We start from the raw sequence: 21,601 nt of genomic DNA, 5'->3' as shown, positions 1-21,601 counted from the left end.
ACTGCTTTGTAGCTTTGTGCAGAAAGGTGATGACAGATGAACATTGGTGATCAGATATTATTTTTACGAAAAAATAAAGGTATTACACAGGAGCAGCTTGCTCAAAAGCTTGGCATTACTAATCAGGCTGTAAGTAAATGGGAGTCGGGGCAGTGTATGCCGGATATTCAGCTTTTGCCTGATATTGCAGCTTTCTTTAATGTTTCAATTGATAAACTTATGGGTGTTGAGCCTGGGGCTAACGATGATGACATTCTGCTTACTATCAATGATCAGATTCAAAGCGCAGAGACTGGAACAGAGTATAGCAAGGTCATGAAGATAGTCAAGGCGCTTCATGCTATAGTTCTTGTAATGGAGTCAAGAAAAGAAGAATCCGGTTATCCTGAATTTGGAATGGATGAAACTATAGAGCATGCGGTCTGTAATGAATGGGGGCTTTCCAGTATAGCTATTCCACAGATAGTAACGACCATGAGGCGTGGTAACGTCTTTTTCTCAGATGATCAGAAACTGTATGATGAGAATAGCATTAAGAAGATTAGCGGTCTTATGAAGAAGTTGTCTGATAAGCTGACGCTCACGGTACTGTTTGCGATATATGATATCACCTCAAAAGATGAGAAAAAGAGGGCGTTTATAGATGAAATCTGTGAGCTGACTGATCTTTCAAAAGAAATAGTAGAGACAGTACTTGGCGGTGATATATCTTTTTTTCTTGATAAAAAAGAGGATGGGTCATTCAGAATCAAGGGCGAATACATGAATCTTCCGCCTGTTCTATCAGTTTTATATCCTGCGTTGTAATGGCTTGTATAACGACAATAAGATGTCGGATAGATGTGAATATACTATTTTTGTAGTATCATTATTAGTAGTAAGCTCGAAAATCTTTTCAACCCGAATTGGCATCGTGAAAACCGTATATTTGAATTATTAGTTACTCGTGACACTAGTGACATAAGGTTATATTTTTAAAAGGTGGGTAATGCTATGAAGATCATAGATATCTTTAATGAAAAAGAGATCACCCTATCGTTCGAAGTTTTTCCACCCAAGACAGATGCAGGATATGAGGCAGTTGAAAAGGCTTCTGCAGAAATTGCTGCGCTTAAGCCTGATTTTATGAGTGTAACCTATGGCGCTGGTGGTGGAACGAGTAAGAATACAGTAAACATTGCAGCGAATCTTCAGGATAAGTATGGAGTAAATGTTCTGGCCCATCTGACATGTGTTTCGTCTACCAGGGAGCATGTTAAGAGCATGATCGCTTCCTACAAGGAAAGAGGAATTGAGAATATCATGGCTCTTAGGGGCGATATTCCTAAAGAAGGCAGGATATGTGATGATTATCACCATGCTACAGAGCTTATCTATGACATTAAGTCTATGGATGAGAATTTCTGTATTGGCGGAGCCTGTTATCCGGAGGGGCATGTTGAGTGCGAGAGGCAGTCGGTTGATATAGGGCATCTCAAAGAGAAGGTTGATGCCGGATGTGACTTCCTTACAACTCAGATGTTTTTTGACAACGCAATTCTTTATCAGTTTCTGTATAGAATTAGGGAAAAGGGCATAAATGTCACGATAGTTCCTGGAATCATGCCGATAACTAATGCTAAGCAGGTTTCAAGGAGCGTGGCACTCTCTGGATCAACGATACCCCAGAAGATGAAGAGCATGGTAGACAGATTTGCTGATGATCCTCAGAAGATGAAGGAAGCCGGAATAATATATGCCTGCGACCAGATAATAGATCTGATCTGCAATGGGGTTGGTCATATTCATGTTTATTCAATGAACAAGCCGGATATTGCAGCAGGTATCATGCGCAATCTGGAAACGATAATAAAATGATTGCAGATCGCGCGCATTTAAAAGTTATATAAATGCAGAGTTGTACTGAAGCTGGGAGTCAGGCATTGCCAAGGTGGTGCATGGCTCTTTTTTTAGAAAAGATTTTTTGAAAAAAAGATATTACGCATATGATATTCTATTTGTGCGTATCTTTAGTTAAAATAAAAGAGTTTAGAAAACGATCAAAATCCCGGAGACTATATAAATGTCCAAAGACCAAATCCTATTAGTAGCCTTAAATGCCAAATACATACATTCAAATCCAGCGGTATATTCCCTTGCTGCCTATGCCAATGAAGTTAGCGGCAATGTGTCGATCGCTGAATTTACAATAAATGACCGTTATGAGGATGTCCTTCGTGGCATTCTTATGAGAAAACCTGAAGTTATCGGCTTCTCTGTTTATATCTGGAACGCGGAATTTATGAAGCAGCTTATCGAAGATATTCATAACATTGCGCCGCAGATTCGCCTTCTTGCAGGCGGGCCGGAAGCTACCAATGATCCGGAGACATATCTTAACTGGTGCGAGCTTGTAATGCTGGGAGAGGGGGAAAAGAATTTCCGAAAGATTGCTACCTGTATTCAGAAAGGGGAAGACTTGCCTTTTCGTGAAATGGAGGGAATTGCATACAAAGAAGAGGGAATTGCATACAAAGATTCTGAAGTCATCATAAAAGAGCCGGGGCCAAAGTCGATTCTTGATATGGACCAGATTCCTTTTTTGTATAACAGATTAGAGCCTTTTGAAAATCGCATTATCTATTACGAATCCAGCAGAGGATGCCCTTTCCGCTGCAGCTACTGTCTTTCTTCTTTGGAGAAAAAAGTCAGGTACCGCAGCATGGATATCGTAAAGAAGGAGCTTAAATACTTCCTGGATCAGAAGGTAAAGCAGGTTAAGTTTATTGATCGTACGTTTAACAGTTCTTCAAAAAGGTCTATAGAGATCTGGACCTTTATTAAAGAAAATGATAACGGCGTGACCAATTTTCATTTTGAGATTGGAGCAGATCTTCTTACGGAAAAAGAAATTGAGCTTCTATCAACACTTCGCCCTGGGCTTGTGCAGCTTGAGATAGGCATTCAGACAACTCATCTGCCGGCAATGGAGGCAATACACAGGACAGCAGACAATGCTAAGATATTCTCTAATGTCCAAAGACTCCGCAGTGCCTACAATATAAATCTTCATACAGACCTAATTGCAGGGCTTCCTTATGAAGATTATGAGCGTTTCAAGAAGTCTTTTAATGATATATATCCATTGTACGCAGATCAGCTGCAGCTTGGATTTTTAAAGGTTTTAAAAGGAACTGATATGTATGATCACAGACATGAGTATGAGCTTATCTACAGTTCCAGACAGCCTTATGAGATTTTTGCCACCAAGTGGATCACTTATGAAGAGATAGCCAGACTTCACAGGGTGTGTGATGCGGTTGAGCTTTTTTATAACTCCCAGATGTTTACGCGCAGCTTAAAGTATCTGGAGAATTTTTTTGACACGCCATTTAGTATGTTTGAAGAGATGGCAGAATATCTGAACCAGCACCAGCTAGAAGGCGTCGGAATATCTGTAAAGAAAAAATATGATATTTTAGAAGACTTTGGAAAAGAGCACGGGGCTGATGATACTTTCAGCTTATGGGTCCTTTTTGATAAAATGCTTCATACTCATCAGAGCAGGCGCATGAGCGCACGAGAGACATTCGCATGGCCTGATGGGGAGAAAACATATGAGTTTGATTATACAAATATTCACCCTGTTACCATGGAGGCGGCTTTTCGAGTGGCCTGTTCAGATGAGTAATGTTATGTGACATTAAAGAGTTTTTATAGTAACTGAATTGATAATTGTGTTATGATAGCTGTAAGCGCTTTCATTCGCTTTAGAGGCGGTTCTTATGTTTTTTATAATATAAGGATCGTCTTTACTATAAAACACTCGAAATGGAGACCGAAATGAATTCAAACTCAGCTACCTCATCACAATCAAAAATTATCTGGACCCGACTTCCAATTGTTGTAATCACGGCGATCTTTTGTTGCACCTTGTGGGGAAGTGCTTCGCCTGCCATAAAAATAGGATACGAGCTTTTCGATATCTCGGCAGGAGATACACCTTCTAGAATCCTTTTTGCAGGTAACAGATTCATAATTGCAGGAATAATGGTCATTATCTTTGGAAGCATTCTTCAGAAGAAGTTTCTTTTGCCCAAAAAGGAATCTGTTAAATACATCCTGGTTCTTGCATGCTTTCAGACGATAATCCAGTACATCTTTTTCTATATGGCACTTGCCTTTACTTCAGGTGTAAGAGGATCAATCATCAATGCGGCTGGAAGCTTTTTTAGTATACTTCTTGCAGTATATATCTTCAGATTTGAAAATCTTACAATTCGTAAAGCGGCCGGTATGATCATCGGATTTGCAGGCGTTTTCCTCTGCGTTACAGGGGGAAGTGCATCGTTTCTTGAAGGGGGATTCTCTGTCCAGGGCGAAGGCGCTATGCTTCTGGCGGCCTTTGCAAGTGCGATAGCTGGATGCTTTATAAAGCTCTTTTCCGGGAAAGAAAATCCTGTGACCCTGTCAGGCTACCAGTTCTTCCTTGGTGGAATCGTTATGAGCATAGTAGGTAAGGCTATGGGAGGGCATCTGACTATCGTATCATCAGGAAGCATCCCACTTCTTATATACATGGCATTTATTTCTGCAGGTGCATACACGCTTTGGGGAGTGCTTCTTAAGTACAACCCGGTCAGCACTGTCACAGTTCTGGGATTTGTAAATCCTGTGATGGGAGTTATCCTATCGGCCATATTCCTACATGAAGGGGCCGAGGCTCTTAGTATCTATACGCTCATAGCCCTCGTACTTGTAAGTCTGGGAATCTACATTATCAACAGGAAGAAATAATCTACTTTATTATCTAAATATGATAATCCTCCGATATACAAATAGTTGTTTAACAGATGCAGATTTTTGTATATAACACGGGCTCAAAAGGGCTATATTAGCTTGGTGCTTTTGAGCTACGAGATGAGGATTATATTATGAATTTTGGAAAAAGAGTTTCAGCGGTAATGCTCGTAATGGTAATGGCCTTTGTGCTTGTGGTTCCTGCAAGGATTCCCTCAAGGGCAGCAGGAGGCGTTGCTATTACATCAGCCCGGATCGAGGGTAGTAATGTTGTTGTTAAAGCGCAGGCTTCTTCAGTGCCATCTAGTGATGACGGAGTCTATTATCTTTTTGCCCTTAAGATGTATGAAAGTTCGCCGACGGGATCTCCTGTTGCTAGTGCGGCGGCAGGAACAAGTGCGACATTTTCTTTTGGGCTTGGTAAGGGGACGACCAGTTGCCATCTGTATGACAAGTTCGTAGTCGCAACACTAAATGGCGGTAATTATACGGTGTTAAGTAATGCACACTACATTACAAATCCGGAAGCTCTGGCTACTAATACCTCTTCAAGAAAAAATGAATCCAACAAAAAAGGAATCTGGGGTAATGAGCTGGGAGGTCTTAATGTAGGGCAGACTGCTTACAATTTCAATATTCACCAGTTTAGCATTGGCGAATCTTCAAGCGGTAACTGGACTTACAATGGTAAGACCTGGTCTATAACAGGCAATTTCTCAGGCTATGACCAGCTTATGCAAAAATATAACAATCTGGGAATTGCAGTAACCATGGTCGTACTTAACGGATACAAGGATGCTGAGTTTGTATACCCTACTGCAAGAGATGGCGGCGGTTCATGCCCTTATTATATGCTCAATACAGCGGATTCAAGAGGTCTTGAAAAGCTTGAAGCCCTTATGTCTTATATCAGTAACCGCTATAATGGCAGCACCGGTCACGGCCAGATAGATAACTGGGTTATAGGAAATGAGGTTAATGCATATCTTTCATGGAACTATCTGCCATATACTGATGTTGCATCTTATTCAAGGATCTATGCGGACAGCCTCAGGATCTGCTATAACGCAATAATGAGCGAAAATAAAAATGCGAATGTCTGCTTATGTATAGATCAGATGTGGGACAGAGACAGGACTTCTGATCCTACTTTCTATGATGGAAGAGACGTTCTTGATAATGTTAATGCCTATATCAAGTCCGAGGGCAACATAAACTGGGGCGTTGCCCAGCATCCGTACAATACTCCTTTGTACTGGACTCCTTTCTGGACCCCAATGACAGCATATTATGGTTCGCTTATAAGTCACAACGCAGCAACAGATATGCTGACAATGGAGAACATTGAAGTTCTGACAGACTATCTGTGTCAGTCGGATTTCCTTAATAATAAAGGACAGGTAAGGCCAATATATCTTACCGAGTGTGGCTATAGTTCTGCGGTATATGGTGATCAGAACATGCAGGCTGCGGGCATCATCTATGCCTATAACAGAGTTATCAGAAACCAGTATATAAAAGGTATATTTATAAAAAATCTAGAAGAAAGCAGCGTTGAGATAGCACAAAATCTTTACTTCGGAATAATTGATTCAAGCGGCAACAAGAAGGTTGCCTATGCATATTTTAGAGACATGAACGCGGGCGGAGCAGATAACGCAGTAGCATTCGCCCAGTCCGTAATAGGCGCTGATAAGTGGAACACAGACATGAGCGCATATTCAAGGTGATTAATTGGCATAAAAAGTCAGATAGCGATATAGCAGAATAATCAATATCTGTCAGATTCGCATATTACTTAACAATATACTAATGATATAAATATTATTACGTCGTGATCAGAAATATTATTTGCATTTATTTGGTAAAACGTGCGATTGTGAATGTAATATAATTGACGGAGCATTTTTACAATGAGATAATATAAAAGAGCAACGCATTGAGGCGTCGAAAGACTCTCAATGCGTTTTCTTATTAACTTAAACTTTGCACATGTAAATCATTCTCATACCTTAAATATTCCTGATGATGGAAGTTAATAAATGATTTTGGGGTCTTTGAAAATTATATTAAATTCAAGAGCTTGATAGATGGAATAATATATTCTGTTTGGGATTCATCTGTCTGAGCGAAGCGAGTTTATGAATCCCAGAATATATTATTCCAGATATCATGCCTAGTTACAGGACGTAACTAGACATGTTTAGAAATACATGGATGTATTTCTATGTCGGTGAATTTTATATAATTTTCATGACCCTGAAATCATTTATTAACTTCCATCATCAGGAATACACGAAGCCTGAAATAATACATGTGCTAAATTCGTTGCGAAGGGTTCAGGAGAGGAGGCACTATGGTAAGAAAAAACTTTTTGAAGAGTTATGGCTTTATAATAGCGATGCTCGTAGCTATTGTTGCAGGATGTATTGTGGGATGGATATGGCCTGTTGTCACAGCAGAAGATGGAAGTACTATATCTGCAGGTGCAACGGTTCTTGAACCTCTTGGTAAGCTCTTTATTAACCTGATGTTCTGCGTTGTTGTTCCTATGGTCTTTTTCTCAATTTCAAGTGCCATCGGCAATATGAAGAGTCCCAAGAGAGCCGGCAAGATCCTTGGCACAACTATTGGAACATTCCTTGTAACAGGTCTTATTGCAGCAATCCTTTTTTATATCGTTATGATGATAATTCCCCCTGTTACACATACCTATGATCTTACAGAAGGCGAGATAGGAGAGACAATCTCTATTCCGCAGATGATAATAAATTTCTTTACTGTAGAAGACTTCTCAGCTCTTTTCTCCAGAAGAGCAATGCTTCCTTTGATCGTTGCATCTGTATTCACGGGATTCGGTATTCAGGGAGCCGGCGGATCAGAATCAATAGTCGGAAAGTTCTTTTCCAATATGACAGAAGTTATCATGAGAATAGTTAAGCTGATAACTTACTATGCACCGATTGGTTTCTTTGGCTTCTTTGCAAGTCTCGTTGCAACATACGGACCAGACCTTATCGGCGATTATTCAAGAGCACTTATTACTTATTATGTATTTTGTTTCGTATACATGTTTGTTTCATTCCCGCTTTATGCATGGTTTGGAGGCGGTCAAAAGGGTATATCAGTTATGTTCTCACACCTTTTCAGACCTGCAGTTACAGCTTTTGGTACATGCTCATCTGTAGCAACGATCCCTACCAACATGGAAGTTGCTCAGGATTCAGGTGTTCCCAAGGATGTAACAGATATAGTCCTTCCTATGGGCGCAACGATGCATATGGACGGCTCATCTATGTCAGCTATCCTTAAGGTCGCATTCCTCTTTGGAATATTCGGCATGGATTTTACAGGAGGAAAAGCAGTACTTGCTATCATAATCGCTGTATTTTCATCCGTTGCAATGTCTGGAATCCCCGGAGGAGGCGGAGTTGGCGAACTTGTTCTTGTAACGATGTTCTTCCCGAATCAGATGGCGATCGCATATCCTATAGCACTTGCGCTTGGTAACCTCATAGACCCGCCTGCAACAATGGTCAATGCAGCAGGAGACTATGTGGTAAGCTTCATAGTTGCAAGATTTACTGATGGTAAGAACTGGCTTGATAAAAAAGGTGAAGAGAAACCTTTAAAGGAGAAAGCCAGTTAACAGTTAGCTGATAAAAAAGCCCTGTAGTAGTGCATGTACTATGAGTGGGATAGTGATGAAAAAGAAACTCTTGGTGGTCACGATGCCCAGTATCTTGCTTATTCGGAAGCTTCGGAAGATACAGAATTCATAGATGATGTGTTCGCAGTTCATGTAGTTAACTGGTATGATGAAGCAGAAGGCGCTACTCATTCACTTTCTGTAGCAGGTAAGGATATTAACGGCCTTGATCTTGAAGTTGTTGTTGAGAATATGATGAAATAATTCTGCGTAAAGTGATTTCGTTTATTAATCCCATAGCGATCTATTGTGGCTCGCTATGGGATTTTTGTAGTAAAAAACACTATTTACAGATGCAACTTTATATGCTATTGTTATGGACGCAAGTTAAAAATCTGCTCCGTCCGGAGCAATCGATTTCTTGGTGACACTCCTGTTGTCACATCTTCAGAATAAACGTTGTCTGAGACCTCCGGGAAATCGTATTTTCAACTTTTAAAATATACCGGAATTCCTGTAAATAAGCTTGAAAGAGGATTTGTGAAAAAATATAATAAAGGGAGAGAAGTTAATGACTAATATTAATAGCCAATATAAGGACAGGCTGTTTAACTTTATTTTTGGTCGTGAAGAAAACAAGGAATGGACGCTTAGCCTGTACAATGCGGTGAATGGCTCGGATTATACAGATCCAACAGTTATTGAGTTTAATACGATTAAGGATGTGCTATATCTGGGAATGCGTAATGATACGTCTTTTATGATCGCAGATATAATGAGTGTGTATGAGCATCAGTCAACATTCAATCCGAATATGCCCCTTAGGCTTCTTCAGTATGTTGGTGATCTCTATGCAGGATATTTATCAGAGAATAAGCTCAACAAATACGGTAAAACGCTGATAAAGCTTCCGGTCCCAAAACTGGTAGTATTTTACAACGGCAGTGATGAGATGGAAGATGAGTCTGTTCTTAAACTCAGCGATGCATTTGAAGAATCTGTTAGAAAACAGGCTGATGTTGAAGTTAAAGTCCGCATGATAAATGTCAATTATGGCAAGAATCAAGGCCTCATGGATGCATGTAAGCCGCTTTCTGAGTATTCCTGGTTTATAAGTGAGATCAGGGATAATCAAAAAGATGATCATAAACTTGAGGATGCTGTATCCATGGCACTTAACAAGATGCCACATGACTTTACTATTCGTAGTTTTCTAATGCTTCATAAACAGGAGGTACAGGGTATGCTTGATACAGAATACAATGAGACCGAAGTTATGGAACTTTTTAAGGAAGAAGGCAAGGCAGAAGGAAAGATAGAAGGCAAAAAAGAAGGTGTAGATATTGTCAATCAGCTTAATGACATCTTGATAAATCAAGGAAGATTTGATGAACTTAAAAGGACTGTCAAAGATCCTGAGTATCAAAAGAAACTTATAAGAGAGCTTATTGATAAGAACTATGGTGACGACTTATAAGTTGAGGCAATAGTTAAGTAAAAGCCCAGTATGATTTAAGATGAAATAGAGATGACCAGGTGTGACAATTCTATAACCAAAGAGTAGATATCCCGCGGCGACGTAATTCATCGCGGGATATTTTATGGCTTTAACATATCAGCCAAATTTATTGCAACAAATAACAGGACAAAAAATGAACGCAAGCGAAGTACTAAAAGAATATTTCGGATACGACTCCTTCAAACCAGGACAGGAAGAAATAATAGAGTCGATAATAAAGGGCAGGGACGTCCTTGCCATCATGCCAACAGGAGCAGGCAAGTCAATATGCTACCAGGTGCCGGCCATGCTCCTGCCTGGCATCACAATAGTAATATCCCCGCTGATATCCCTCATGCAGGACCAGGTAGGAGCGCTTAACGAAGCAGGAATACACGCAGGATATATCAACTCATCCCTCACAGAATCACAGATTTCAAAAGTATATGAAAGAGCCCGGGAAGGCACCTACAAGATCCTCTACGTTGCCCCGGAGCGCCTTGAAAGCTACGACTTTACAAGCTTTGCTAGTAAGACAGAGATCTCAATGATAACCGTAGACGAGGCGCACTGCATCTCCCAGTGGGGACAGGACTTTAGACCGAGCTATCTAAAGATCGTAGATTTCATCGATAGCCTAAAGCATAGACCAATAGTAAGCGCCTTTACCGCAACAGCCACAACAGAAGTTAAGACAGACATATCCTGCATCCTAAAACTTAAGGATCCCAAAGTAGTTATAACAGGATATGATAGAGAGAACCTCTATTTTGACGTAGTAAATACTAGGAAAAAGAGCGACTATGTCCTTGACTACATAGGGAAGCACCCAAATGACAGCGGAATAATCTACTGTGCCACAAGAAAAAACGTGGATGAGTTATATGATAAGCTCCTAAACCAAGGCGTATCAGTAGCAAGATATCATGCCGGAATGGCAAATGAAGACAGGAAAGTAAGCCAGGATGATTTCATCTACGACAGGTCCCCTGTGATCATTGCCACCAACGCCTTTGGAATGGGCATAGACAAGTCCAACGTAAGATTCGTCATCCACTACAACATGCCCCAGAGCATGGAGAATTACTATCAGGAAGCAGGTCGCGCCGGAAGAGACGGCGAACCGTCAAGATGCATACTTCTTTTTTCACCCCAGGACGTAATGATAGGTAAGTTCCTCTTAGACCATAAGGATTTCACCGACATCCCTGAGGACGACGCCGAGCTTATAAGACAGCGCGACGCAAGAAGACTCCAGGTCATGGAAGGATACTGCCGCACGTCAGGGTGCCTGCGCAACTATATCCTTGAATACTTTGGTGAAAAAAGAACCGCGCCCTGCGATGCCTGTGGCAATTGCCATAGAGAATACACCGAGATTGACATGACGATGGAAGCAAAAAGTGTCATCAACTGCGTCTGGGAGAGCAGAGGAAGATACGGCCTTAACATAATCCTAGGCACCCTCCTTGGAGCTAACAGAGCCAGGTTAAAAGAGCTAAGGACCAACGAGTACAAGACCTACGGAGTGCTCAAAGACCGCAAGGAAGCAGAGCTTCGGACCTTGATAAGCCAGCTGATACAAGACGGCTACCTCATCCAGACCGCGGACAAGTACAGCGTCATCCGCATGGGCAACATCGAGCCCCTTAAGAACCCCGATACCCATATCCTGGTCAAGACCTATAAGGAAAAAGAGCCTGAGTCCAGGAAAAAGAGCTATGGAAGTAAAAATATCGGTAAGCATGGAAGCAGTAAGAAAGATAGTCGCAGAAGCACTGATTCTCTTACAAAAGCAGGCTTTGAACTCTTTGAATCTCTAAGGCAGCTCCGCCTTACGATTGCAAGAGAAGAAGGAATGCCGCCATATATCATCTTTAGTGATAAGACCCTTGTTGATATGTGCATCAAGATGCCAGGGAACAAGGCATCCATGCTGAATGTATCAGGTGTCGGAACTGCAAAATATGAAAAATATGGCGAAAGGTTTATTACTTCTATAGCTGACTTTATAGCAGCTAATCCAGGTGCTGTTACCAATATACAGGAGTGACTAAAAAACCCGATACCGGTATTGACGTGGTATCGGGATTTTTTACGTGCTTATGCAATATTCAGTTATGATGTCATCATTTCTTTAGCTTCTTATACGGAATTTCGTTCATGGCAGCCTGTGTTCCATCGTCTGCGTTAATGCGCATCTCCTGGTATTTATCGAAGAGCTCACAAACTGAGAGAAGCTCATCGTTAAGAGAAGTTGAAGTAGAAACAATTTCAGCAATCTCTGTCTGGATCTGGTTTGTATAATCTGTTGTATCAGAACTTTCGTCTATGTTTTTCGCGGGGCCGTTCAAATTTATCCTTCAATTATATCCAACAATATATCTTTTAGATCTTCTTAGCAACGTGATCGTCTGCAAACAACATTCCTCTTACCGGGTAAAGAGCATTGAGCAGGATCTCACCAAAGATAACACATGTAATAACTTCGCCGGCTCCAACTGTAAGCATTATAAATGGAAGAATATGAGTTGAACCGTAAGCAAATTTAAGAACAAACGGAATGATAAGTACATTACTTATTACAGGTGGAAGAGAGCAAAGAATTCTATGTTTTCTGAGCATATACGTTCCAATACATCCAATGAATGTTGCAAGTGTTCCGAATATAACATCAGGAAGTGGACTTGTAGTTAAAATATTGGCCAAAAGACATCCAATTGTTACTCCTGGAATTGCAGCTGGTGTAAAGAATGGGAGGATTGTCAGAGCTTCTGAGAATCTACACTGGATTTCTCCACTTGCAAGGTTGAATCCCTGCGCAAAAAGGGTTAATACTACATACAAAGCGCCAATGACGCCTGCCTGTACGATGTACAGAATCTGGTTTTTCTTCATTATCTTTCTCCTTTAGTGTTAGTTTGCGAGTGGGAAGGATTTAACACTCGTATAGCAACAGGAATAATACCACGGGCGCATATTATTGTAAAGAGAATTCTGCTAAAGAATTAGATCGTGATTTAAGGCTCTTTAGTGAATTTAAACGGCTTTTCCTTTTTATATTTAAAGACCCTAATGTCATTCGTCGCATAAATTTGTCATTTCAGGATAAAATAACAGATTTAAGAAGTCTTTATTCTATGATGTAGTTGTCTGTAATATCTAACAATTCTAAATAACGACCCAGTTGCTTAGTTTTAATAATTTTATTGGATGGAAGGAAATATATTATGTCAGTAAAAGTATGGCCTCATGAAGTTAATAGGGATGATTATTTCGAACTATTTGAAGAATGTGTAGAGAATATTGACATCAGTGTTCAGGCCGGAATTAAAAGAGATCACATCGTTAGAGAGACAGTAAATGCGATAAAAGAGATAGTGTCTGTTTATGACATCGACTATTCTGAGATAGCAGTCCTGTATCCGGAGAAGGATAGCAAGGGACTTAGATATTATATTCAGTATTGGCTTAGAAAAGCTTTAGATACTAATAATATACCTTATTCTTCTGTTGTACCTGAAGAAGATGGAGAAGGCGTTTATATAAAAGATGAGGGCGGCGTAGTAGTGGCATCTCTCGATGCCATTGCAGGACTTGAATTCAAAGCCGTAGTCCTTACCGGCCTCTACCCATTTTCCTATGTCTTTGATAAAAAAGGAAACAGGATCAAGTTAAATGATTGGGATGCAATACAGTATTTATCTGATGAAAACAGAGAACTGATCCATACATATTTTGCAAAGATATACAAGGGATACCTCAGGGCAAATGAGATCCTGTATGTGCTAAGTGATGCAGAACAGGGAACGATCATAAACGATGTTGTAGAAAACAGCTACAAAGAACCCGAAGAAGATTTTGATTCTATTATCGATGACATATTAAAAAACGTTGTGCTGTGTTAATAGGAATATAGGGGATCACCTGAATATTTCAAACGAACAATTATAAGAACATCATTGGTGAAAAGAGGGACAGTTATGAAAAAGAAATATCTGATCGCAATGGGGGTTTCATTAGCCATGCTTATGACAGGCTGCAGTTCATTTAGCGAGATACATGAAATGACAATGCTTGATAAAGGCGATAAACAGACATCGTCTCAGTCTTCTGATGAAGAAAAAGACATGGATTCTGAAGAAGATAATGAAGAAACAGACAATAAAAACGATGACAACAACGATAATGGCAATAAAGACGATGATAATAATCAAGGTGATACCGCCAGAGAATTAAGCCAGGCCGAACTTTCTGAATTTGAGGATATGTTTAGTGACCTTAAATATGAGGCTTTCATTGATTATGGCTTTGCAGATGTCACTGAGATTCCGTGGGATGATGTAGTCTATTATGAATCAGAAAATCTCTGGACTCCTGCTGATGATGAAAAAGAAAACATCTATCTTGATACAGTCGGGAAGACTGTTGATGAGTATCTGGGAATGATAGTTTATGTTGAACAAAGTAAACTCGAGGAATTTTGCTTAACCTATACAGGAACGGATTATTCCAATGCAAAATTTCCGCTTACATGGCTATATATTCCGGAATGTGATGCTTATTTTTATGAGGTTACGGACGCTAGTGATCCTACATATTCAGTGTTGTCAGGAATAGTCAACGATACTACATACACAGTAGAAATTCTTGACCCTGCTTATGACTATAACAAATCAAGAACATTTACATTTATCAAAGATGGCGATGATGTAAAGGTTATTTCCAATATCATTCATTGGGAAGAAGGAGCAGACAACTCATATACATTTGATTCTGAAATCTATGGTGAGTCTACCATTTACACCTATGGAACAACTGCATATCTTATAGCCCATGGTAATCAGCAGGGATATATTTATACAACATATAGCGGGCATGAAATGACATCAATTGATGATATATACTTCTTTGATTTCAATGCTGACGGTATCAAGGATATTCTGGTAGTAGGCGATTCTAATGAAGGCCCGACAATTACTGTTACATATTCCAATGGAAGATATTATTCGAATTGGCTTACCGGTCTTGACGATGCAATTAACGACGGCATTGATGGAGATCTTACAGAGGATAATCTTAAGGCGTTTCTTTTGAAATATGGCAGTAACGGTTCCTATTCTTCGTATAAGGAAGCTTATTCGCAGGTAGCGTATATTCGTGATCTTGATGATTATGAGTATAATTATGGACTTCAGGATCTTGATGAAGACGGCATGCCTGAACTGATCATAAAAAAGGTCGAAGGTAGTTGGTTCAGGATTGATGTATATTCATTCGAAGATGATTATGCAGTTCGTGTAGCTTCACTCGCAGCTACACAGGATACTCTGGAAACAGAAGAAATTGATGAATACGAAAATGTAACTTTGGGTCAGATAGATATGTCATTGACCTATGAAGAACTTATATCAGAGCTGGATGGATAAAATAGACTTCCTGCAACAGATATGATCACTGCCCCTCAATTATAAGGTTTTCTTTACGCAAACAGAGGAAGTGATAACAAGAGATGGTGAAAAATATGTGATGGAATTAGAACAATTTGATAATACTTTTGTCAGATTTTACCCATATAAGAATCTCTTTTTTAGCGGCCTTATAAGTATAGAAGAATCTTATCCCGAAGCAACTATTATCTACTATGATAAAAACGGCAGAGAGATAAGTGATCATCTAAGTACCTCTGAAAACCAAGAAGAACTGTGGTATCTAAACAATAGAATGACGTAAGGGTCAAAAGGAACTTTTGACACCTACCTCATATTGTAATTTAACAACAAAATATGAATTAAAGTATTTTGGGGAGATGTGAGCTATGAAAAAAAAGACATTTTTAACGGGAGCATCATTAGTTATAGCATTAGCCACATGTGGCTGCAGTTTTAGTAGCAATGCGGCAGGAGACAATGTGATCAGTTCACCGCATTTGCAGGAAAAATCCGATGATTTCGACTGGGACTTTAAGATTGCCTATAAAGAAGTCCAAAACACTTATGACGGCAAAAAGAAATCTTCAGATGCCGAGAAAAACCTTGAAGACGGGGTGCTTTTTGAGGGAAAATATGCAGTTTTGATGATGGATGAAGATAGCGATTATAAAGAGCTTTGTGAAGCCATTAATAAGCATGCTGAAGCCAGGATCAAAGAGCAGGAAAAGATCACACTTGAGACAACAGAGCTTGCAAAATCAGCATACGAAGATGCTGTTGATAATGACTACTATTTCTGCGGACCATATTCATACTACGAAAATGTCAATGTGATTCGTGTTGACGATACTCTGGTCAGCACAGTAACAACCATAGATGAGTTTTATGGTGGACCTCACAGTAATATAAATAGTTATGGTTTTACCTATGACACTCAGACCGGAGAAGAGCTGAAGATAGGTGATGTTTTAACCTGCACTGAAGATGAACTCAACGAAATTCTTGCAGAAGAACTCCACGCAATTGAGGAAGATGAGGATCAGTTCTATAATCTCGAAGATGCGCTTTCTCATTACAAATTCGAGCCAAAAGAGTCGGATTCTTCAGATTCGGATAAGGCTGAATACCCATACAACTGGTATTTTGCAAAAGATGGTATTCATTTTATATTTAATGTTTACGAGATTACCTCTTACAACTTTGGAGCTTCAGATGTTGTTATAGGTTATGACGAATATGAAGATGTGATCGGTGAAAAGTTTATTCCGGATGATGAAAGTAATTATGTGACATATCATACAGCTTATGATGGCAGCAGCAAAGCAGATGAGAACGGGATCAAGCTGGAATTTGTTGATGATGGTGAGTACAAAGATGGATATATACCAGAAAAAGCGCTTATTCTCACTTTGGATGGCAAGAGTGAAACTATTAAAAAGAAGTTTAAGTCTTGCTCCACTATTATAGATTATTATTACGTTCACAAAGAAGATGGAAAAGAATTCATATACGTAGTTGTTCCCGAAGAAGATGAATCATACACCGTTTTCACATATGACATCACGGATGGAGATATTGAGGCTGTTGGTGCAAAGTCTCATGAAATATCAACAGAAACGCTGGAGAATGGTTATACATTGTATCCTTCATATGCATTTCGTGGAAGAGAACTGATGGGCAGATAAAGGAGTATATGTTACAATCAAAGAAAAACATCTTCCGGAGATACGAATGGATATAGCTGTTTTTAGTGACATACATTCAAATCATAGCGCCCTTCAGGCCTGCTTTGACAAAGCCTGCGAGAAAGGGATCACCAATTTTGCCCTTCTTGGAGATTATGTAACCGACTGTCCCAATCCTCAAAAAACTATGGAAATGATATACATGATGCAGAAGTTTTTCAAAGTCTGGATCATAAGAGGTAACAGGGAGGAATACCTTCTTGATTACAAAAAAAGAGGAGAGACAGGCTGGAAAAAAGGTTCTGCAAGCGGGACACTTCTTTATACATATAAGAATCTTACGGATAAGGATTTTAACTTTTTTGACTCACTTCCTATTTATTCCATGTGGAAGCAAAAAGGTATGCCATCTTTTGAAATGTGTCACGGATCGCCGACATCTTCAAGAGAATTCATGATGGGCAAGAGCCGTACAACAAGACGTATCGTAGCTCAGCTTAAGTCTGATTTTATAATTCACGGTCATCATCATGAACAGGAGACCTATACTTATAGAAATAAAAGAGCTGTTAATCCCGGATCAATAGGCATTCCGTGGAATTTTGGCGGAAAGACCCAGTTTGCCATAATTCATGACGAAGGCGGCAGATGGGAAGAGGAATACTATCAGCTTGATTATGACAGAAAAGAGATACTGTCTGAGTTTTCTTCATCAGGCCTCATGGAGATGGCACCTGCATGGGCAGCAGTAACGATGCACACTATCCGAACTGGAATCGATCTCAACCAAACTATACTTATGAGAGCGACCCAGCTGTGCGAGCAGGAAAGAGGAGAAGCACACTGGCCTGATATCCCTGAAAGATACTGGGCCCTCGCTCTTAAAGAGAACTTTATCGACATGAACGGTAAAGACATACCGCACAAATAAAAAAGCATGCGCAGAGGATTCCTGAGGCTGACAGTTAATAAATGATTTTGTTGTCGTGAATTTTATATATTTTTCAAAGACAAGAAAATCGTTTATTAACTGCCAGCCTCAGGAATCCTCAAGGTATTGACCGGTTATATGTGCGAAGGATAATCTGGTTAGATAGTGAAGATAATCAAAAACAGATAAGATCCTTGATATAGCTGAATTAGACAAAAATAAAAAAAGAATAAACAAAGGATAATAAAAAAGGGACATCCTCCTCAAAGTGGCTTAGAAAGCGCGTTTGAGGGGGTGTTCTTTTTTGATGCGACATGTGCAAGAAGCAAAAACGAGTAAACGAGAGATTATGAGAGAAAAATAGAGGTATAATGAATTATAATTACAATAAATCAATTTGCATCAAAACATCTGCGACATTATTATATATTTTGTGGTTAGCACTCAGGGGAGATGAGTGCTAATAAACTAGAAAGCCAGTATTCAGGCTAAATGATAAAACTAAAGTTTTGGTTTTATCGTCGAAGGTCCTGATCTTTGGACTAAAAGTTAGCGGACATCATGGATGTTTGTTATCTTTAATAAATCGCAAATTATATATGTATATAAAGGAGGCTTTATCATGAAATTAACACCACTTGGAGACAGAGTTGTATTAAAGCAGCTTGAAGCAGAGGAGACTACAGCATCAGGAATCGTTCTTCCCGGAAAGGAAAAAGAGAAACCTCAGCAGGCTGAAATTATAGCTGTTGGTCCTGGCGGAGTTGTTGATGGCAAGGAAGTCAAGATGGAAGTTAAAGTTGGACAGAAAGTTATCTATTCAAAATATGCTGGAACAGAAGTTAAGCTTGATGAAGAGACATACATCATCGTTAAGCAGAATGACATTCTTGCAGTAGTAGAATAATTGGCGCATTAGTCAAAAGATATTTCGCTAAGGTTATTTCATAGTGAATATGAATTCTATAGATTTTTTCACAAAAGTATATATCTAAATAATAATATATGGAGGTCATGTATCATGGCAAAGACAATTAAATCAGGTGATGATGCCCGTATGGCAATGGTTGCAGGCGTAAACAAGCTTGCAGATACAGTAGGTGTAACAATCGGACCTAAGGGAAGAAACGTAGTTCTTGATAAATCTTACGGCGCTCCTACAATCACAAACGACGGTGTAACAATCGCAAAAGAGATCGAGCTTGAAGATCCATATGAAAACATGGGTGCTCAGCTTGTTAAGGAAGTTGCTACAAAGACTAACGATGTAGCAGGTGACGGTACAACAACAGCTACAGTTCTTGCTCAGGCAATGATCAACGAAGGTATGAAGAACCTCGCTGCAGGTGCTAACCCAATCGTTCTTCGTAAAGGTATGAAGAAGGCTACAGATGCTACAGTTGAAGCTGTTAAGAAGATGGCTACAAAGGTTAGCGGCAAAGAGCAGATCGAAAGAGTAGCAGCAGTTTCATCAGGTGATGATGAAGTTGGTAAGATGATCGCTGACGCTATGGAAAAGGTTTCTAACGACGGCGTTATCACAATCGAAGAGTCCAAGACAATGCAGACAGAGCTTGACCTTGTTGAAGGTATGGAATTCGACAGAGGTTATATCTCAGCTTACATGGCAACAGATATGGATAAGATGGAAGCAAGCCTTGAAGAGCCTGCAATCCTTATCACAGATAAGAAGATCTCAAACATCAATGACATCCTTCCTCTTCTTGAGCAGGTTGTTAAGACAGGTCAGAAGCTCCTCATCATCGCTGAAGATGTTGACGGCGAAGCTCTTACAACACTTATCGTTAACAAGCTCCGTGGAACATTCAACGTAGTTGCTGTTAAGGCTCCTGGCTATGGCGACAGACGTAAAGAGATGCTTCAGGATATCGCAATCCTTACAGGTGGTAAGGTTATCTCTTCAGACCTTGGCCTTGAGCTTAAGGATACAACACTTGATGACCTTGGACGTGCTAAGAGCGTTAAGGTTACTAAGGAAAAGACAACAATCGTTGACGGCGAAGGCAACAAGGCTGACATCGATTCAAGAGTTGCTCAGATCAAGAAGCAGATTGAAGATACAACATCTGATTTCGATAGAGAAAAGCTTCAGGAAAGACTTGCCAAGCTCGCTGGCGGTGTTGCAGTTATCCGCGTAGGTGCTGCTACAGAGACAGAGATGAAAGAAGCTAAGTACAGAATGGAAGATGCTCTTAACGCTACACGTGCAGCTGTTGAAGAGGGTATCATCTTCGGTGGTGGTTCTGCTTACATCCACGCTTCCAAGGAAGCTGCAAAGACTCTTGAAAGTCTTGAAGGCGATGAGAAGACAGGTGCTAAGATCGTTCTTAAGGCTCTCGAAGCTCCTCTTTTCCACATCGCTGCAAATGCAGGTCTTGACGGATCAGTTATCGTTAACAAGGTTAAGGAGTCTGAAGTTGGAATCGGCTTCAACGCTTACAAGGAAGAGTATGTTGACATGGTTAAGGATGGTATCCTTGATCCTGCTAAGGTTACAAGATCAGCTCTTCAGAATGCTACATCAGTTGCTTCTTCATTCCTTACAACAGAAGCTGCTGTTGCAACAATCAAAGAGCCTGTACCAGCTGCTCCAGCTCCAGCTCCGGGAATGTATTGATTAACCGGATGATCGATCCTTTGGACAAAGATCAATAAAAGATTTGATATAAATAATGAGTGCATCACGTTCGTATTGATTAAATATGATCGTGATGCATTTTCGTTTTGACTGATATACTGGAATGCAAAACACTGATAAATACAGCAATTGTGGCATATGAACCCAGAAGAAAGTCGATAAAAATGCGTGGTATCTTGCTTTACAGGCGTTTTCTTGGTAAAATTAACAATATATGTCTGAATTAATCAGTGAATTGTTATAAAAGTGTTTGGTATAAAAAAACTTTACACCAAAACAACGTATGGCGCCGGAGACAAAAATTGCTTTGACTCCTGCTTTGTTATTTTACTATAACGTTTTTATAATGAACAAATTGTGAGCTGATTCACAAAGTTAATCAGATAATAATCATATAATGATTATGGAAAAGAGGAATAATGAAAGAATTAAAAGACTATGTACGTACAATACCTAACTTCCCTGAAGAAGGAATCATGTTCAGGGATATCACTACAGTAATGCAGGATCCGGATGGACTTAAGCTTGCCATCGATACAATGCAGGATCTTGTTAAAGATCTCGATTTTGATGTAGTAGTAGGAGCAGAGTCTAGAGGATTCATTTTCGGAACTCCTATCGCATATAATCTCCACAAACCATTCGTACTTATCCGCAAGAAGGGTAAGCTTCCTGCAGAGACAGTTTCGATCGACTATGATCTTGAGTATGGCAAGGCTACACTTGAGATGCACAAGGATTCTATTAAGCCTGGTCAGAAGGTCCTCATCGTTGATGATCTTATTGCTACAGGTGGAACAACAGAAGCTATGATCAAGCTTGTTGAGTCACTTGGCGGAGAAGTTGCAGGTGTTCTTGTAATGATGGAACTTGCAGGACTTAACGGAAGAGCTAAGATTGCAGGATACAGACTTGATTCTGCAGTTACTTACGAAGGAAAATAATAAATAATGATATAGAAATTATAG

General features: G+C 39.8%; 19 protein-coding genes. 17 read left to right on the top strand and 2 right to left on the bottom strand.

Annotated elements, in window-relative coordinates:
• Positions 1 to 36 precede the first annotated feature (36 nt).
• The 9 genes from WAA20_RS11090 (at position 37) to recQ (ending at position 11,979) form a co-directional block, all read left to right on the top strand.
• Complete coding sequence (locus WAA20_RS11090; RefSeq protein ID WP_073387104.1) at positions 37 to 807, top strand: helix-turn-helix transcriptional regulator; 771 nt, start codon at positions 37 to 39, stop codon at positions 805 to 807.
• Positions 808 to 993: 186 nt separating this feature from the next.
• Positions 994 to 1,857 carry a methylenetetrahydrofolate reductase [NAD(P)H] gene (gene metF, locus WAA20_RS11085; protein ID WP_073387103.1) on the top strand — a complete coding sequence of 288 codons (864 nt, stop codon included), beginning with the start codon at positions 994 to 996 and terminating at the stop codon, positions 1,855 to 1,857.
• A gap of 205 nt (positions 1,858 to 2,062) precedes the next feature.
• Positions 2,063 to 3,670, top strand: coding sequence for a B12-binding domain-containing radical SAM protein (locus tag WAA20_RS11080; protein WP_073387102.1), 1,608 nt, complete (start codon positions 2,063 to 2,065; stop codon positions 3,668 to 3,670).
• 152 nt (positions 3,671 to 3,822) lie between these two features.
• The gene (locus tag WAA20_RS11075) at positions 3,823 to 4,776 is read left to right on the top strand and encodes a DMT family transporter (RefSeq protein ID WP_073387101.1); all 954 of its coding nucleotides are present in this window, start codon (positions 3,823 to 3,825) and stop codon (positions 4,774 to 4,776) included.
• Between the two features lie 137 nt (positions 4,777 to 4,913).
• Entirely contained in the window at positions 4,914 to 6,509 is a 1,596-nt protein-coding gene (locus WAA20_RS11070) for a DUF5722 domain-containing protein (protein WP_073387100.1), read from the top strand.
• Between the two features lie 626 nt (positions 6,510 to 7,135).
• On the top strand, positions 7,136 to 8,428 hold the full coding sequence (locus tag WAA20_RS11065) for a dicarboxylate/amino acid:cation symporter (RefSeq protein ID WP_073387099.1): 1,293 nt from the start codon (positions 7,136 to 7,138) through the stop codon (positions 8,426 to 8,428).
• A 33-nt stretch (positions 8,429 to 8,461) separates the two neighbouring features.
• Positions 8,462 to 8,692: a hypothetical protein gene (locus WAA20_RS11060; protein WP_073387098.1), complete on the top strand. Its 231-nt coding sequence runs from the start codon at positions 8,462 to 8,464 to the stop codon at positions 8,690 to 8,692.
• Positions 8,693 to 8,999: 307 nt separating this feature from the next.
• A complete protein-coding gene (locus WAA20_RS11055; RefSeq protein WP_081373765.1) occupies positions 9,000 to 9,905 on the top strand; it encodes an Rpn family recombination-promoting nuclease/putative transposase in 906 nt (301 codons plus the stop codon).
• A gap of 175 nt (positions 9,906 to 10,080) precedes the next feature.
• Positions 10,081 to 11,979 (top strand): DNA helicase RecQ, encoded by a 1,899-nt coding sequence (gene recQ, locus WAA20_RS11050; RefSeq protein ID WP_073387096.1) that lies wholly within the window; start codon positions 10,081 to 10,083, stop codon positions 11,977 to 11,979.
• 76 nt (positions 11,980 to 12,055) lie between these two features.
• Here the strand turns inward: recQ and WAA20_RS11045 are convergent, their stop codons facing one another.
• Positions 12,056 to 12,280, bottom strand: coding sequence for a hypothetical protein (locus WAA20_RS11045; protein WP_073387095.1), 225 nt, complete (start codon positions 12,278 to 12,280; stop codon positions 12,056 to 12,058).
• A 34-nt stretch (positions 12,281 to 12,314) separates the two neighbouring features.
• Positions 12,315 to 12,824, bottom strand: a complete 510-nt coding sequence (locus WAA20_RS11040; protein WP_073387094.1) for a QueT transporter family protein — start codon at positions 12,822 to 12,824, stop codon at positions 12,315 to 12,317.
• Positions 12,825 to 13,156: 332 nt separating this feature from the next.
• Between WAA20_RS11040 and WAA20_RS11035 the strand changes: the two genes are divergently transcribed.
• The 8 genes from WAA20_RS11035 to WAA20_RS11000 all read left to right on the top strand — a co-directional run bounded on the left by WAA20_RS11035 (position 13,157) and on the right by WAA20_RS11000 (position 21,577).
• The gene (locus WAA20_RS11035) at positions 13,157 to 13,834 is read left to right on the top strand and encodes a hypothetical protein (RefSeq protein ID WP_073387093.1); all 678 of its coding nucleotides are present in this window, start codon (positions 13,157 to 13,159) and stop codon (positions 13,832 to 13,834) included.
• Positions 13,835 to 13,909: 75 nt separating this feature from the next.
• Positions 13,910 to 15,355, top strand: coding sequence for a hypothetical protein (locus WAA20_RS11030; RefSeq protein ID WP_073387092.1), 1,446 nt, complete (start codon positions 13,910 to 13,912; stop codon positions 15,353 to 15,355).
• 100 nt (positions 15,356 to 15,455) lie between these two features.
• On the top strand, positions 15,456 to 15,659 hold the full coding sequence (locus tag WAA20_RS11025) for a hypothetical protein (protein WP_139263708.1): 204 nt from the start codon (positions 15,456 to 15,458) through the stop codon (positions 15,657 to 15,659).
• Positions 15,660 to 15,744: 85 nt separating this feature from the next.
• Entirely contained in the window at positions 15,745 to 17,043 is a 1,299-nt protein-coding gene (locus tag WAA20_RS11020) for an RsiV family protein (RefSeq protein WP_073387090.1), read from the top strand.
• A 46-nt stretch (positions 17,044 to 17,089) separates the two neighbouring features.
• Positions 17,090 to 17,974: a metallophosphoesterase family protein gene (locus WAA20_RS11015; RefSeq protein ID WP_073387089.1), complete on the top strand. Its 885-nt coding sequence runs from the start codon at positions 17,090 to 17,092 to the stop codon at positions 17,972 to 17,974.
• Positions 17,975 to 18,596: 622 nt separating this feature from the next.
• Positions 18,597 to 18,881, top strand: a complete 285-nt coding sequence (locus WAA20_RS11010) for a co-chaperone GroES (RefSeq protein ID WP_073387087.1) — start codon at positions 18,597 to 18,599, stop codon at positions 18,879 to 18,881.
• 114 nt (positions 18,882 to 18,995) lie between these two features.
• Positions 18,996 to 20,612 (top strand): chaperonin GroEL, encoded by a 1,617-nt coding sequence (gene groL, locus WAA20_RS11005; protein WP_073387086.1) that lies wholly within the window; start codon positions 18,996 to 18,998, stop codon positions 20,610 to 20,612.
• 440 nt (positions 20,613 to 21,052) lie between these two features.
• Positions 21,053 to 21,577: an adenine phosphoribosyltransferase gene (locus WAA20_RS11000; RefSeq protein ID WP_073387084.1), complete on the top strand. Its 525-nt coding sequence runs from the start codon at positions 21,053 to 21,055 to the stop codon at positions 21,575 to 21,577.
• Positions 21,578 to 21,601 lie beyond the last annotated feature (24 nt).

The sequence above is a fragment of the Butyrivibrio fibrisolvens genome, from assembly GCF_037113525.1.
Taxonomy (GTDB): domain Bacteria; phylum Bacillota; class Clostridia; order Lachnospirales; family Lachnospiraceae; genus Butyrivibrio; species Butyrivibrio fibrisolvens.
The sequence above is the reverse complement of the archived record's forward strand: the minus strand, read 5'-3'. Positions and strand labels throughout refer to the sequence as shown.

What these genes read in the sequence shown, in the direction of transcription:
- WAA20_RS11090 (WP_073387104.1), top strand. Translation starts at nt 37, where the DNA reads ATGAACATTGGTGATCAGATATTATTTTTACGAAAAAATAAAGGTATT.
- metF (WP_073387103.1), top strand. Translation starts at nt 994, where the DNA reads ATGAAGATCATAGATATCTTTAATGAAAAAGAGATCACCCTATCGTTC.
- WAA20_RS11080 (WP_073387102.1), top strand. Translation starts at nt 2,063, where the DNA reads ATGTCCAAAGACCAAATCCTATTAGTAGCCTTAAATGCCAAATACATA.
- WAA20_RS11075 (WP_073387101.1), top strand. Translation starts at nt 3,823, where the DNA reads ATGAATTCAAACTCAGCTACCTCATCACAATCAAAAATTATCTGGACC.
- WAA20_RS11070 (WP_073387100.1), top strand. Translation starts at nt 4,914, where the DNA reads ATGAATTTTGGAAAAAGAGTTTCAGCGGTAATGCTCGTAATGGTAATG.
- WAA20_RS11065 (WP_073387099.1), top strand. Translation starts at nt 7,136, where the DNA reads ATGGTAAGAAAAAACTTTTTGAAGAGTTATGGCTTTATAATAGCGATG.
- WAA20_RS11060 (WP_073387098.1), top strand. Translation starts at nt 8,462, where the DNA reads ATGTACTATGAGTGGGATAGTGATGAAAAAGAAACTCTTGGTGGTCAC.
- WAA20_RS11055 (WP_081373765.1), top strand. Translation starts at nt 9,000, where the DNA reads ATGACTAATATTAATAGCCAATATAAGGACAGGCTGTTTAACTTTATT.
- recQ (WP_073387096.1), top strand. Translation starts at nt 10,081, where the DNA reads ATGAACGCAAGCGAAGTACTAAAAGAATATTTCGGATACGACTCCTTC.
- WAA20_RS11040 (WP_073387094.1), bottom strand. Translation starts at nt 12,824, where the DNA reads ATGAAGAAAAACCAGATTCTGTACATCGTACAGGCAGGCGTCATTGGC.
- WAA20_RS11035 (WP_073387093.1), top strand. Translation starts at nt 13,157, where the DNA reads ATGTCAGTAAAAGTATGGCCTCATGAAGTTAATAGGGATGATTATTTC.
- WAA20_RS11030 (WP_073387092.1), top strand. Translation starts at nt 13,910, where the DNA reads ATGAAAAAGAAATATCTGATCGCAATGGGGGTTTCATTAGCCATGCTT.
- WAA20_RS11025 (WP_139263708.1), top strand. Translation starts at nt 15,456, where the DNA reads ATGGAATTAGAACAATTTGATAATACTTTTGTCAGATTTTACCCATAT.
- WAA20_RS11020 (WP_073387090.1), top strand. Translation starts at nt 15,745, where the DNA reads ATGAAAAAAAAGACATTTTTAACGGGAGCATCATTAGTTATAGCATTA.
- WAA20_RS11015 (WP_073387089.1), top strand. Translation starts at nt 17,090, where the DNA reads ATGGATATAGCTGTTTTTAGTGACATACATTCAAATCATAGCGCCCTT.
- WAA20_RS11010 (WP_073387087.1), top strand. Translation starts at nt 18,597, where the DNA reads ATGAAATTAACACCACTTGGAGACAGAGTTGTATTAAAGCAGCTTGAA.
- groL (WP_073387086.1), top strand. Translation starts at nt 18,996, where the DNA reads ATGGCAAAGACAATTAAATCAGGTGATGATGCCCGTATGGCAATGGTT.
- WAA20_RS11000 (WP_073387084.1), top strand. Translation starts at nt 21,053, where the DNA reads ATGAAAGAATTAAAAGACTATGTACGTACAATACCTAACTTCCCTGAA.